The sequence below is a fragment of the Brachybacterium sp. AOP43-C2-M15 genome, assembly GCF_052446295.1.
Classification (GTDB): Bacteria; Actinomycetota; Actinomycetes; order Actinomycetales; family Dermabacteraceae; genus Brachybacterium.
The window spans coordinates 86,524-99,361 of the sequence record NZ_JBQSWB010000007.1 but is presented as its reverse complement, the minus strand read 5'-3'; the positions used below and the strand labels follow the sequence as shown (position 1 = coordinate 99,361).

The following is a 12,838-nucleotide window of genomic DNA, read 5'->3' as shown; positions in this document are numbered from 1 at the left end:
GTGGCGGACGGCCCGCTGGCCGTCCAGCAGTCGCTCAGTGCGCGACCGTGGCCTTCTCGGAGCCGGCGCCGGTCATTGAGCGCACCTCCATCTCGGCCTGCTTGAGCTCGTCGCCCTCCGGAGAGGTCACCGAGCCCAGCCAGCCCAGGAAGAAGCCCAGCGGCACCGAGACGATCGCGGGGTTCGTCAGCGGGAACCAGGCGAAGTCGACCCCGGGGAACATCGCCGTGTCGGCGCCGGAGACCACCGGGGAGAACAGAATCAGCACGATCGCGCTGATCAGGCCTCCGTAGATGCTCCACACCGAGCCGCGAGTGTTGAACCGCTTCCAGTACAGCGAGTAGAGGATCGAGGGCAGGTTCGCGCTGGCCGCGATCGCGAAGGCGAGCGAGACCAGGAAGGCGACGTTCTGCTCGGCGGCGAGGATGCCGCCGACGATCGAGACGCCGCCGATCACCAGCGCCGTGCGCCGGGCGACGGCCACCTCCTTCTTCGGATCGGCCTCGCCGTTCTTGAGCACGCCGTTGTAGATGTCGTGCGCGAAGGAGGCCGAGGCGGTGATGGTCAGGCCCGCGACCACCGCGAGGATGGTCGCGAACGCCACCGCGGAGATGATGCCCATCAGCACGGTGCCGCCGAGGGCGTAGGCCAGCGCGGGCGCGGCCGCGTTGGAGCCTCCGGGCAGGGTGCCGATCACGTCGACGCCCACCATGTACGCGGCGGCGAAGCCGAGCACGAGGGTGCACAGGTAGAAGAAGCCGATCAGGGCGATCGCCCAGACCACCGACCGGCGAGCCTCCTTCGCCGTCGGCACGGTGTAGAACCGCATCAGCACGTGGGGCAGGCCGGCGGCGCCGAACACGAGCGCGATCGCGAGGGAGACGAAGCCGAGCTTGCTGGCGCCCGAGGTGCCGTACTGGTGCATGGGCTCGAGGATGGTGTCGCCGTCGGGGTGGTTGGCGACCGCCTGGCCCAGCACCGCGGAGAGGTTGAAGCCGTTCAGCGCCAGGATCCACACGGTGGAGACGCCGACGGCGGTGATCAGCAGCACCGCCTTGATGATCTGCACCCAGGTGGTGCCCTTCATGCCGCCGATCAGCACGTAGGCGATCATCACGATGCCCACCACGGCGATCACGACGGACTGACCCACGCGGCCCTCGATGCCGATGAGCAGCGAGACCAGCGCGCCGGCGCCCGCCATCTGGGCGAGCAGGTAGAAGAAGGTGACCGCGAGGGTGGAGGTCGCCGCGGCGGTGCGCACGGGGCGCTGCTTCATGCGGAAGCTGAGGACGTCCGCCATCGTGTACTTGCCGGTGTTGCGCAGCGGCTCGGCGACCAGCAGCAGCGCCACCAGCCAGGCCACCAGGAAGCCGACGGAGTACAGCAGGCCGTCGTAGCCGTACAGGGCGACGGCGCCGACGATGCCGAGGAACGAGGCGGCCGAGAGGTAGTCGCCGGCGATGGCGATGCCGTTCTGACGGCCGGAGAAGGCGCGGCCGCCATGGTAGAAGTCGCCGGCGGTGGTGTTCTGCTTCGAGACCCGGATGACGACCACCAGGGTCACCACCACGAAGGCCAGGAAGATCGCGATGTTCAGGATCGGGTTGCCGAACTCCATCAGAGATCACCCTCCAGCTCGCCGCGCAGCTGCGACGCGATCGGGTCCAGCGACTTGTTCGCGTGGCGGATGTACAGCCAGGTGATCAGGAAGGTCATGACGAACTGGCTGAGCCCGAACAGGATGCCGAGGTTGAGGTTGCCGAACACCGGGGTGGACATCAGGCCCTCGGCGTAGGTGGACAGGATGACGTATGCGAAGTACCAGACCAGGAAGGCGACGGTCATCGGGATCGCGAAGCCGCGGAAGCTGCGCCGCAGCTTCCCGAACTCCTCCGACCGCTGGACGGCGACGAACTGCTCGGGGGTGGGGGTGGTGTCCTGAGGAGGGGATGACACGAGCACAACTCCTTCGTTCTGCACTGCGGGGTCTCGGCCGGGGACGCCGAGACCGGCACGACGTTAGCAGAAGTGATGGGTGCCACAAGAAGTTTCGGAGTGTTTCGACCTCCGAGGACCGTCGTGGCCACCGCACGGAGCCGTTTGCCGGCTCTACACTCCTCCCATGCCCCAGGTCTCGGCGCGAGCGATCGTTCCCTGCGAGCCCGACGTCGCCTTCGCGGTCTCGCAGACCACCGGTGCACTGCGCCTGCGCTGGGACGCGTTCCTGCGCGAGCAGCACTTCCTGGACGGGGCGACGGCTCCGGACAAGGGCGTGCGGACCGTCACCAGGACGCGCCTGGGACCGTCGATGGTCAGCAGGTACGTCTCCTACCGGCCGCCCACCAGCGTGGGCATGACGATGGTGGACGGGCCGTGGTTCTTCGACACTTTCGGCGGCGGCTGGCGCTTCACCCCGCACCCGGACGGCGGCACCGAGGCGGCGTGGAAGTACACCTTCACCATCCGGCCTCGCGGTCTGCGGGTCCTCGCCGAGCCGCTCGGGCGGTGGCTGCTCGGGAGGGAGATCCGCGCCCGCATCGACGCCTTCGCCGCGGCCTGCGCGGACCCCGAGATCCTGGCGGCCGTGGGCGAGCGCTGAGCGGCGGGCCGGTCGGCCCGTGCGCGCCCCGACCGGCCGCCCAGGCACCGGCCGCCCGGGGACCGGCCGCCCAGGCACCGGCCGCCCGGGGACCGGCCGCCCAGGCACCGGCCGCCCGGGGACCGGCCACCTGGGGACCAGGCAGCCCGCGCCCCGTCAGCCGCTGAAGCCGCCGGCGCCGGCCATGTCCTTGAACCGCGAGTAGTGGCCCTCGAAGGCGACCGGGACCGTCTTGGTGGCGCCGTTGCGGTGCTTGGCCACGATGAGGTCCGCCTCCCCGGCGCGGGCGGACTCCTTCTCGTAGTAGTCCTCGCGGTGGATCAGGAGGATGACGTCGGCGTCCTGCTCGATCGAGCCGGACTCGCGCAGGTCGCTCATCATCGGGGTCTTGTCGGTGCGCTGCTCGCTGCCACGGTTCAGCTGCGAGATCGCGATGACCGGCACGTCGATCTCCTTGGCCAGCAGCTTCAGGGCACGGGAGAACTCCGAGACCTCCTGCTGGCGGGACTCGACCTTCTTGCCCGAGCTCATCAGCTGCAGGTAGTCGATGACCACGAGCGAGAGGTCGTGCTTCTGCTTCAGCCGGCGGCACTTCGCGCGGATCTCCATCAGCGACATGTTCGCCGAGTCGTCCATGAACAGCGGCGCGTCGCCGATCCGGCTCATGGCACGGGCCATGGCCTGCCAGTCCCGGTCGTCCATCGACCCGTCGCGCATGCGGTTCATCGGCACCTGCGCCTCCGCGGAGAGCAGGCGCATGGTGATCTCGGTCTTGTCCATCTCCAGGGAGAAGATCACCGAGGTCTTGCCGTTGTGGATCGAGGCGGAGCGCAGCACGTCCATGCCGAGGGTCGTCTTGCCCATGGCGGGGCGGCCGGCGAAGATGATCATCTGTCCGCCGTGCAGGCCCTGGGTGAGCTCGTCGAGCTCGGCGAAGCCGGTGGGCACGCCGGTGACCTGGCCCCCGCGGTTCTGGGTGGCCTCGATCGCGTTGAGCGTCTCGTCGATCACCTCGCCCAGCGGCAGGAAGTCCTCGCTCTGGCCGCGCTCGGTGACCGCGTAGATCTGCGACTGCGCCTCGTTGATGACCTCGTCGACCTCGCCGCCGTCCGAGGCGTAGCCGAGCTGGACGATGCGGGTGCCGGCCTCGACCAGGCGGCGCAGCTGCGCGCGCTCGACGACGATCTCGGCGTAGTAGCCGGCGTTCGCCGCGGTGGGGACCATGTCGATGAGATCGGCGAGATAGGCGCCGCCGCCCACCCGCTGCAGCTCGCCGCGCTTGGAGAGCTCGTCGGAGACGGTGACCAGGTCCGCGGGCTCGCCGCGCCCGTACAGGTCGATGATCGCCTCGAAGATCATCTCGTGGGCGGGGCGGTAGAAGTCGTGGCCGCGCACGGTCTCGACGACGTCGGCGATCGCGTCCTTGGACAGCATCATGCCGCCCAGCACGCCGCGCTCGGCGCCGAGGTCCTGGGGCGGGGTGCGCTCCAGGCCGCGGTCGGGTCCGGCTTCGAAGGCTTCGGTGGATGTCACCGGTCCAGTGTAGGAACCCCCGCCCACCGGCGGGGCCCCGCGACCGCCCCGGTGGACGACGGGCAGGTGGGGAGGAGGGATCGCCGGCCGACGGAGGCGCCTGCGGTGATCCATGCCTCGTCGGCACCCCCTCCCTCCCCTCCTGATTGACGCTTCATCTACCGTGGCCGCTCCGTGATCTCCGACGATCCTCACCCTCCGACGAAAGGCCCTCCATGGCTTCCGCTCGCACCCTCGGCCCCGTCCACGATCTCGGCCTGCTTCTCGCACGCCTGGTCCTCGGCGCGATCTTCGCCGCCCACGGCTACCAGAAGCTGTTCGTGTTCGGCCCCGCCGGCGTGAGCGAGAGCTTCCGCGGCATGGGCATCCCGGCCCCGGAGATCACCGGACCCCTGATCGGCGGGATCGAGCTGGTCGGCGGGATCCTGCTGGCGCTCGGGGCGCTGACCTCCGTCGTCGGCCTCGTGCTGGCCGCCGACATGCTGGTGGCGGCCCTGGTCGCACACCTGCCGATGGGCCTGTTCATCGACGACGGCGGCTGGGAGCTGGTCGGCGCGCTCGGCGCGGGCGCCCTCGTCCTGGCCGCCGCAGGAGCCGGCCGGTTCTCGCTGGACCGCCTCCGCCCCGGCCGGAAGCGCGGGGCGCGCCGCCGCACCGCGGCCTCCTCGCAGGCGACGAGCTCCGCGGCGCCCGCGCCGTCCGCCGGCTCGTGACACCCGGCCGTGCACCAGTGGTGCAGTGCCCATAGGTCCTGCACCACTGGCACCACTGGCACCACTGGCACACGGCCTCGGGACGGCCCGCCATGGCCGCCCAGCCGCGGCATCCGCGCCGGGCTGCGCATCATCCGTCGCGGCGGCCCGATCCCCGCCGCGGACAGCGCAGCGCGCGCCGGGCATCACCCGGTCCGCCGTGCCCGGTCCGCCTCACATCGCGGCGCGACAGGTCCGACATAGCCTCCGCACAGCGTCGCGCCGGAGAGTTCTTCCCAGAACCGCTGTCGTCCTGAGGAGAACTCCGATGCCCACCTACGCCCTGTACGCCCTGGACCTCGTCGCCGCGGCGATCCTGACCTTCGCGGTCTACTGGCCGCGCCACCGCCGACGGGACCTCGTGGTCGCGTTCCTCGGGATCAACGTGGGCGTGCTCGCGGTCTCCGCGCTGCTGGCCGGCTCCGCGGTCTCCGCCGGGATCGGGCTGGGCCTGTTCGGTGTGCTCTCGATCATCCGCCTGCGCTCCGACGAGCTCGCCCAGCACGAGATCGCCTACTACTTCGCCTTCCTGGCGCTGGCGTTGGTGGGCGGGCTGTCCTCCGCCGGGAGCGTGCTGCCGATCGTGTTCATGGCGGTCATCGTGGCCACGATGGCGCTGATCGACCACCCCGGGCTGTTCGCCGCGCACCGCCGCCAGGTGATCGTGCTGGACCGGGCGCTGCGCGACGAGGCCTCGCTGACCGGATACCTCGAGGAGCTGCTGGGGGCGGACGTCACCGCGCTCACCGTGCGCGAGCTGGACCTGGTCTCCGACACCACCACGGTGGACGTGCGGTACCGGCTCCGCCCCGCCCGTCGCCCGTCGGACCCGGAGCCCGCCTCCACCCGCGCACCCGGCCGGGCGCCGGCGCGGGACGCCTCCCTGGCGGGCACGCGATGACCTCCCTGGCGGATCTGCCCCCGATCGGCCTGGAGGAGCTCTCGGCCCGCGCCGGGCTGATGACCCGCACGGACCGCAAGTACCTGGTCCCCCTCGGCGCGCTCGGGTCCGTGCTGGACACCCTCGGGGGCCGGCTGCAGGTCCTCGAGATCGAGGGACGGCGCACCTTCTCCTACGCCTCGACCTACTACGACACCCCCGAGCTGCTCGCCTTCCGCGGCGCGGCCGGGAAGCGGCGTCGGCGCTTCAAGGTGCGCCGCCGCGACTACCTCGACACCGGCGCCTCCTACCTCGAGGTGAAGACCCCGACGGGCCGCGGGGAGTCCTCGAAGACACGGATCCCGCTGGAGGCGGGCACCGGCCCGGGGCCGGAGGGACCGCTGGACCCCGCCGCGACGGACTTCGTGCGGCAGGCGCTGCACGAGGCGGGCTGCTCCGCCCCGGACGAGCCGCTGCTGCCCGTGCTCGGGACCCGCTACGCCCGCACCACCGTGCTGCTGGAGGACGAGGACGCCCGCCTCACGATCGACACCGAGCTCGTGTGGACGGTGCCCGGCGACCCGTCTCCCGCACGCGCCGCCCCGCTCCCCCTCACTGCTCCGCCCGCTCCCGCCGCCGCTCTCCCCCGCACGGCCCCGGCGAGCGCCCTGCGCCGCCTGGCCGTGGTCGAGACCAAGGCCGGCACCCGGCCCAGCGCGGCCGACCGCCTGCTCTGGGCGCTCGGCCACCGCCCCACCCGGCTGTCGAAGTACGCGACCGGGATGGCCCTGACCCGTGAGGAGCTGCCCACCAACCGGTGGCACCGCACGGTGCGCACCCTGCACGAGGACCTCGCCTCCCCCGTCGCGACCCACGCCGCCTGAGCGCCCCGGCAGCACGGACCGCCGAACGCATCCACCGCGGATCTCACCCACCGCAGGACTCACCCACCGCCGCGCTCACCCACCACAGGACTCATCCACCGCAGGACTCACCCACCACCCGACATCCACCACCCAAGGAGCATCATGAACGCCTCGACCCCTCGCATCGGCCGCATCCGCCGCGCCTCCCTCACCCTCGCCGCGGGAGCCGCGGCGATCGCCCTGGCCGCCTGCAGCAGCGGCGCCGTCGGCAGCACGGCCAGCTCGGCCGCCGCCTCCACCGCAGAGGTCGCCGGGGTGAGCAACGAGCTGCTGAGCAGCCTGGACCTCGCCGACCTCGACACCCATCTCGACGACGACGACCTCAGCTGGGACGCCTCCGAGGAGCAGACCATCACCCTCGCCGAGGACGGCTCCAGCTCGGACTCCGACGCGGTGAGCGTGGACGGCTCGACCGTGACCATCACCGACGGCGGCGTGTACCGCGTCTCCGGCGCGCTCGCCGACGGGCGGCTGGTGGTCTCCGCCCCTGAGGACGCGCAGGTCACGATCATCCTCGACGGCGCCTCGATCACCAGCTCCAGCGGTCCCGCGATCGCGGTCACCAGCGCGGACGAGGTGCTGCTCTCCCTCGCCGAGGGCTCCACGAACACCGTGGCCGATGGCACCGACTACACCGTCGAGGACGACTCGACGCCCGTCGCGGCGATCGCCTCCACCGCGGACGTCACCATCGCCGGCACCGGCGCCCTCGAGGTCACCGGGAACACGAACGACGGCATCTCCACCAAGGACGGCCTGGTGATCGCCTCGGGAACCCTCACCGTGACCGCGGTGGACGACGCCGTGCGGGGCAAGGACTACGTGCTGGTGCAGGACGGCACCCTGGACCTGAGCAGCGGCGGCGACGCGCTGAAGGCCGACAACTACGAGGACGCCGACCGCGGCTGGGTGCTGATCGAGGGCGGCACCCTCACGATCGATGCCGGGGACGACGGGATCGATGCCGAGCAGGCCGTGCAGGTCACCGCCGGCTCGGTGACCATCACCAGGTCCGAGGAGGGGATCGAGGCGCAGGACGTCCTGCTCGACGGCGGCTCCCTCGACATCACCGCCGCGGACGACGGCGTGAACGCCACCGCCGCGACCACTGCCGAGGAGGCAGCGGAGGACGACGCCGCTGACGAGGCGGGGACGGCGGAGACCACGGAGGAGCAGGCGGGCCCGATGGGCGGCGGCTCCGAGGAGGACGACGGCTCGCTGCTCTCGGTCAGCGGCGGCACCCTCACCATCGACGCCGGCACCGACGGCCTCGACTCCAACGGCGCCATCTCCCTGACCGGCGGAGAGATCACCATCAGCAGCGCGGACAACGGCGGGGACTCCCCCGTGGACGCCAACGGCGAGATCACCCTCGACGGGGCGACGCTCACGGCGAACGGCGCCGAGGTCGCCTCCGCCGAGGACCTCGGCGGAGGCATGGGCGGCGGCGGAGGCATGGCTGGCGACGGGGGCATGGGCGGTGGCGGCGGCCGGGGCGGCACCCCGCCCGGGGGCGTTCAGGAGGGCTGAGGCATCCCGAGCGCATAGGCGGCCTGGGCGAGGTGCTGGATCGCGTCGTCGAGGATGCTCACCAGGCGGGCTCCGCGGGTGACGGGCGGATCCCACTGCGGATCGACGATCTCCTCCAGGTCGTCCGCGGTGAGCGTGCCGAGATACCCGTCGAGCTCGGCGAGGGTCGCATCGACGTACTCCAGCAGTCCGGCACCGTCCTCGACGATGATCCGTCGGGCCTGCTCCGGGGTGTGGCCGTAGCCCACCGCGTCCCCGGCCTCGCCGAGATCGAAGCGCTCGGCGTAGCTGCCGGCGTGCCACACCTGCTGCGTCCCGGAGAGGTCCGCGAGCTGCACGTCGACCTCGCGCCCGGTGTGCCAGAGCAGCCAGGCCACGGAGTTGTCGTGGCCGCCGGGGCGGGCGTTGAGGGTGACGGGGTTCAGCTCGGTGCGCAGCGCCGCGGCGGCGTCGCGGGGGCGGGTGGTCAGATCGTGGAGGATGTCGAGGGCGTCCATCTGCCCGACGCTACTCCGTCCGCTCCGAGAGGGCTCACTCCTCGAGCACGAGGCCGTCGGTCTGCTCCGGATGGCGCTGCAGCCAGCTCTCGAGGAACGGGCAGATCACGAGCACGGCGAGCTCGGCGGCGCGGGCCTCGGCGAGGACGGTGCGCACGAGCACCGAGGCGACGCCCTCGCCGCGGTGCTCGGGGTCGGTGACGGTGTGGATCAGCTCGATCCGGCGGCGGGTGCGCTCGTAGATCATGATGCCGACGACGTCCCCGGAGCGGACCGCCTCGTAGCGGCCGGCCACCGCGTTGTCCCGCACGGCGACCGTCTCGTCGGGTCCGTGCACGTGGTCCTCGGTGCCGATGGACATCATCGGACTCCTTCCGGCCGATGCGTCCACGGTACGACAGGGGGACCGCGGTGTCAGCGCGCGGAGGGCTCCGATTCCGCGCGCAGCACGTGCAGGTCCCCCTTGCCGGAGCGCGCCTCGATCTCGAGGGTGCGCTCGGCCCCTCCGGCGCCGTCGGCGGGAGTGAGCCGCACGTCGCGGTCGCCGAAGCCGGTGGCGAGATCGAGGTGGGCGGCGGTGCCGGGGGCGACGCGGATCGTCACGTCGCCGAGTCCGCTGCGCGCCCGCACCGTCCCCGAGTCCGCGCGCCGGATCAGGATGTCGCCGGCCCCGGTGGTGGCGGAGACCGCGTCGCCCGTCCGGGCGAGGTCGATCCGGCCGGTGCCGGTGGTCGCGGCGACCGTCGTGGCGGCGGGGCCCAGCAGGATGTCGCCGGTGCCGGTGGTCGCCGTGATCGCACCGGGCGCGGGACCCACGGCGATGTCCCCCGTGCCCGTGGTGAGCCGGGAGACCTCCTCGGCGCCGCGCTCGAGGGACAGGGATCCGGTGCCCGTGCGGGCCTCGAGCCGGGCCAGGGCGCCGCGGACGGTGACGTCTCCGGCACCGTCGTGGAGGACGACCCGCGACCCGGCGGGGACCACGACCACGAGGTCGATCTCGCCGACGAGCCCTTCGGCGCCGCGCAGCGCGGAGCGGACCCCTTCGGCGAGCCGATCGGACCAGGACCCGCCGCGAGAGCTCCCGGAGAACAGGTCGCTGAGGCTCCCGCCGAAGCGCTGGGCCTCCTCGGCCGGAGCGTCGACGGTGAGCCGGTCGCCGTCGAAGCGGATCCTCATCCGCTCGACGAGCTCCCGTCCGGCGGCTCCGTGCGGACGCAGCTCGACCCGCACGGCGGTGCCCTGCTCGGCGCGCAGGGTGACGCTCCCGCGGAGGTTCTGGATGTTCGCATCGATGGGGCCGGCGGCGGTGAACTCGTGGACGGTGGGCCCTGCGTCCTGCGAGGACCGGTCCGACGGCGTTGACGGGCCTGACTGGGCTGACTGGGCTGACTGGCTTGACGGGGCTGACTGCTCGGACATCGGGATCTCCCGGGGTTCAGAGGAACCAGCCGCTGGTGCGGCCGGCGCCATGGACGGACGAGGGGGCGGGCGAGGGGGCGGGGGCGGGCTGGTCGAGGTGTGCGCTCAGGGCGCGCACCAGGTAGGTGTTCAGGCTCAGGGCCTCCTCCGCGGCGGCGCGCTCGAGGCGGGCCTTGAGCGGCTGCGGCGGGCGGAAGGTCACCCGGGCGGTGCCGGCCTCCGCCTGCTCCTCCTCGGGTGCGGGGCCCGCCGGTGCGGGCGGGGGCTGCGGCGCGGAGGCCGAGGTGGGCGCCGTGGCCGAGGTGGGCACCGCGGGCGGGGCAGGCGCCGCGGCCGGGGCCGGCGCCGTGGGCGGCGGCACCACCTGCACGGTGAGCTCGCCGCCGACGAGGGCGAGGTCGACGCGGCCCGGGGCGAGGTCGGCGGAGACCTCGGCGGCGACCTGGCCCACCGCCTCCTGGAGAGCGAGGCGCAGGGCCGGCTCGAGGGAGACGGAGAGCAGCTGGGCGGCGCGCCGGGTCGACTCGTCGCCGACGGCCGCGCCGGCGGCGAGCTGCTCCTGCACGGAGCGGGTCAGGCTTCTCAGATCCATGACTTCATGGTGACGTCACTCTGGCGTCACGTCAAGAGCGATCTGGCGTCAACCCTCCTGCGCCGGCTCCGACCCCCGCACGGACCCGTGCCGCCTCTCCTGCAGGGTCTCCAGCAGGGCCACGACCCGGGCGGCGTCCTCGTCCATGCCGAGGTGGGCCCAGCCGTCGCGGGCGCGCCGGGCGGCCTTCCGCGCCGGGGTGCCGCGGCCGCGCTCGGCCAGCAGGTGCGCGTGGCGGTCGTCGAGGTAGGCGGCCCAGTAGCGGGCGCGCTCGTCGTGCCCGGGCGGCATCTCGTCCACCGCCTGCTGCGCCTCGCGACGCCGCGCCTCGTACGCGTCCTCCTCCACCCCGACGGTGCCGCGGGCGAGGGCGTCGCCGGTGGCGATGAACAGCCCGACCCGCGCATCGACCCGGTGGTCCCACCGCAGCTCCGCGGGCAGCGGCGACCCGCCGTCGTCCCGGGTGCGGCGCTCGATCTCCCTCGCCGCCTCCACCACCGTCGCAAGCCGCCCGAGGTCCAGTCCACGGCGCAGCACCAGCGCGTTCGCGCCCAGCTCGGTGCGGATCAGCTCCGCCCGCGCGGCGGCCGTGGTGTCGAGGTCGTCGGCGAGCCAGCGCGCCTCGGCGGCGAGTCGGCGCAGCTCCCGCAGCGACTCCTCCCCCGCGCCGGTGCGCTCGTGGATGCTCGCCCCCAGCCGTGCGGCCTCGAGCAGGGCGCGATGGTCACGGTGCTCGCGGGCGATGCGTCGGGCCTGCTCGAGCGGCACCATCGCGGCCTCGAAGCGCTCGGCCTGCAGCCGCTGGGCGGCCACGGCGAGCAGCGGGGCGGTGCGCTGGGCGTCGCGGGCCAGGGTGCGCTGGAGGGAGGCGAGGCGACCGGCGGTGAAGGTGGCGTGGCGGGTGGCGCCGGCGGTCATCAGCGCCTGCAGCAGGGCGGTGATCAGGCCGATCCGCAGCGGCGGGTCCTCGACGTCGTGCAGGGTGTCCAGGGCGTCGATCGCATGGTGGGCCGCATCCACGGGATGCTCGGCGACGAGGGTGCGGGCCAACACCGCGCGGGCGGCGGTCTCGGTGCGGGCCGGGTCCGGCGCAGGGGACGACGGGAGGTCCCACGGGAGATCCGGCGAGGGGCCCGGCCGCGGATCCGACGAGGGATCCCCCGCGAGCCCGTCGGCGGCAGGCGTCTTCGCGGCAGGTGTCTCCGCGGCGGGCACCCCTGCGGCGCGCCCCTCGAGGAGCTCGAGCACGTCCAGGGCGGCCGTGGTCGCGCCGGCCTCGTCGCCCAGCGCCTCGAGGGTCTGGGCGAGCCGCAGCCGCAGCTCCGGCTCGGGATCGACCAGCAGGCGCTCGCGCACGGCGGGCAGCGCGCTCAGGGCGGCGCGCAGCGGGCCGAGGGCACGGCGCGGGTCGCTCCCGCGGGCGGTCCCGGCCGACGAGGACAGCGCGAGGGCGCGCACCACGGCGAGCATCTCCGGCGAGACCTGCGGGCTGTTCCCGCGACGCCGTCCGCGCGGCGCGGCGCGGGGCGCGGCGGCCTCCGCGAGCGCGGCGCGGGTCGCCGCGGTGGAGCGCCCCTCCGTCGGCTCCCGCTCGAGCAGCACGGTCGCCGTGGCCGCCGCCTGCTCGACGTGGCCGCTGCGATGGAGGACGGAGACCAGGTCGGCGGCATCGCGCCGCACCTGCTCGGGGTCGGCCGTGATCGTCGCTCCCTGCAGGGCCGCGCGCAGCAGCGCACAGCGGTCCTCGGGCGGAGCGGGCCGGTCGCGGAACTCCTCGGCGAGGGCCCGTGCCTCCCGACGCCGCTCGGCGTGTATGAGATCGCTCACGCGGGCGGCGGCCTCGCGCACCCCGTGCGGACGGGGCAGCGGCAGCTCCGCGGGACGCAGCGCGACGCGCAGGCGGTCGAGATCCGGCAGGTCGGCCCCGGCGCCGTCGCTGCCCGCGGACGGGAGCGAGGCGGCACCGGAGGTCATCACAGAGGGAAACCTACCAAGCGGCCGCCGCTCCGCCCACGGCCAGCGCATCTCCGTACAATGACCGAGGTCCTCCCGGGACAGCCCGCACCTCGCGGCGCCCTCCCGAGCATCCCGGGGAAGGAGGTGGCCG

13 protein-coding genes are annotated in these 12,838 nt (G+C 73.5%); 5 read left to right on the top strand and 8 right to left on the bottom strand.

The features are described from left to right. Positions 1-34 precede the first annotated feature (34 nt). Positions 35-1,621 (bottom strand): solute symporter family protein, encoded by a 1,587-nt coding sequence (locus ACT3SP_RS09310; RefSeq protein WP_444587001.1) that lies wholly within the window; start codon positions 1,619-1,621, stop codon positions 35-37. Next, positions 1,621-1,959: a DUF485 domain-containing protein gene (locus ACT3SP_RS09305; RefSeq protein ID WP_444587000.1), complete on the bottom strand. Its 339-nt coding sequence runs from the start codon at positions 1,957-1,959 to the stop codon at positions 1,621-1,623. The genes ACT3SP_RS09310 and ACT3SP_RS09305 overlap by 1 nt, the downstream gene beginning before the upstream one ends. A 166-nt stretch (positions 1,960-2,125) precedes the next feature. Between ACT3SP_RS09305 and ACT3SP_RS09300 the strand changes: the two genes are divergently transcribed. Next, on the top strand, positions 2,126-2,602 hold the full coding sequence (locus ACT3SP_RS09300) for an SRPBCC family protein (protein ID WP_444586999.1): 477 nt from the start codon (positions 2,126-2,128) through the stop codon (positions 2,600-2,602). Between the two features lie 156 nt (positions 2,603-2,758). On the opposite strand, the gene dnaB is transcribed toward ACT3SP_RS09300, so the two are convergent. Then, positions 2,759-4,135 carry a replicative DNA helicase gene (gene dnaB, locus ACT3SP_RS09295; protein ID WP_444586998.1) on the bottom strand — a complete coding sequence of 459 codons (1,377 nt, stop codon included), beginning with the start codon at positions 4,133-4,135 and terminating at the stop codon, positions 2,759-2,761. A gap of 215 nt (positions 4,136-4,350) precedes the next feature. Between dnaB and ACT3SP_RS09290 the strand changes: the two genes are divergently transcribed. The 4 genes from ACT3SP_RS09290 (at position 4,351) to ACT3SP_RS09275 (ending at position 8,223) form a co-directional block, all read left to right on the top strand. Next, positions 4,351-4,848 carry a DoxX family protein gene (locus ACT3SP_RS09290; protein ID WP_444586997.1) on the top strand — a complete coding sequence of 166 codons (498 nt, stop codon included), beginning with the start codon at positions 4,351-4,353 and terminating at the stop codon, positions 4,846-4,848. Positions 4,849-5,155: 307 nt separating this feature from the next. Further along, positions 5,156-5,788, top strand: a complete 633-nt coding sequence (locus tag ACT3SP_RS09285) for a DUF4956 domain-containing protein (protein WP_444586996.1) — start codon at positions 5,156-5,158, stop codon at positions 5,786-5,788. Beyond that, positions 5,785-6,651, top strand: a complete 867-nt coding sequence (locus ACT3SP_RS09280) for a VTC domain-containing protein (protein ID WP_444586995.1) — start codon at positions 5,785-5,787, stop codon at positions 6,649-6,651. The genes ACT3SP_RS09285 and ACT3SP_RS09280 overlap by 4 nt, the downstream gene beginning before the upstream one ends. A gap of 144 nt (positions 6,652-6,795) precedes the next feature. Further along, the gene (locus ACT3SP_RS09275; protein ID WP_444586994.1) at positions 6,796-8,223 is read left to right on the top strand and encodes a carbohydrate-binding domain-containing protein; all 1,428 of its coding nucleotides are present in this window, start codon (positions 6,796-6,798) and stop codon (positions 8,221-8,223) included. On the opposite strand, the gene ACT3SP_RS09270 is transcribed toward ACT3SP_RS09275, so the two are convergent. Genes ACT3SP_RS09270 through ACT3SP_RS09250 form a run of 5 tightly spaced genes read right to left on the bottom strand, consistent with a single transcriptional unit; the run spans position 8,211 to position 12,705 of the window. Further along, positions 8,211-8,720: a mycothiol transferase gene (locus ACT3SP_RS09270; RefSeq protein ID WP_444586993.1), complete on the bottom strand. Its 510-nt coding sequence runs from the start codon at positions 8,718-8,720 to the stop codon at positions 8,211-8,213. The genes ACT3SP_RS09275 and ACT3SP_RS09270 overlap by 13 nt on opposite strands. Before the next feature lie 34 nt (positions 8,721-8,754). Further along, positions 8,755-9,081 carry a GNAT family N-acetyltransferase gene (locus ACT3SP_RS09265; protein ID WP_444586992.1) on the bottom strand — a complete coding sequence of 109 codons (327 nt, stop codon included), beginning with the start codon at positions 9,079-9,081 and terminating at the stop codon, positions 8,755-8,757. Between the two features lie 53 nt (positions 9,082-9,134). Then, positions 9,135-10,139 carry a DUF4097 family beta strand repeat-containing protein gene (locus ACT3SP_RS09260; RefSeq protein WP_444586991.1) on the bottom strand — a complete coding sequence of 335 codons (1,005 nt, stop codon included), beginning with the start codon at positions 10,137-10,139 and terminating at the stop codon, positions 9,135-9,137. Between the two features lie 16 nt (positions 10,140-10,155). Continuing rightward, positions 10,156-10,731 (bottom strand): hypothetical protein, encoded by a 576-nt coding sequence (locus ACT3SP_RS09255; RefSeq protein WP_444586990.1) that lies wholly within the window; start codon positions 10,729-10,731, stop codon positions 10,156-10,158. Positions 10,732-10,779: 48 nt separating this feature from the next. After that, positions 10,780-12,705: a hypothetical protein gene (locus tag ACT3SP_RS09250; protein ID WP_444586989.1), complete on the bottom strand. Its 1,926-nt coding sequence runs from the start codon at positions 12,703-12,705 to the stop codon at positions 10,780-10,782. Between the last annotated feature and the right edge of the window lie 133 nt (positions 12,706-12,838).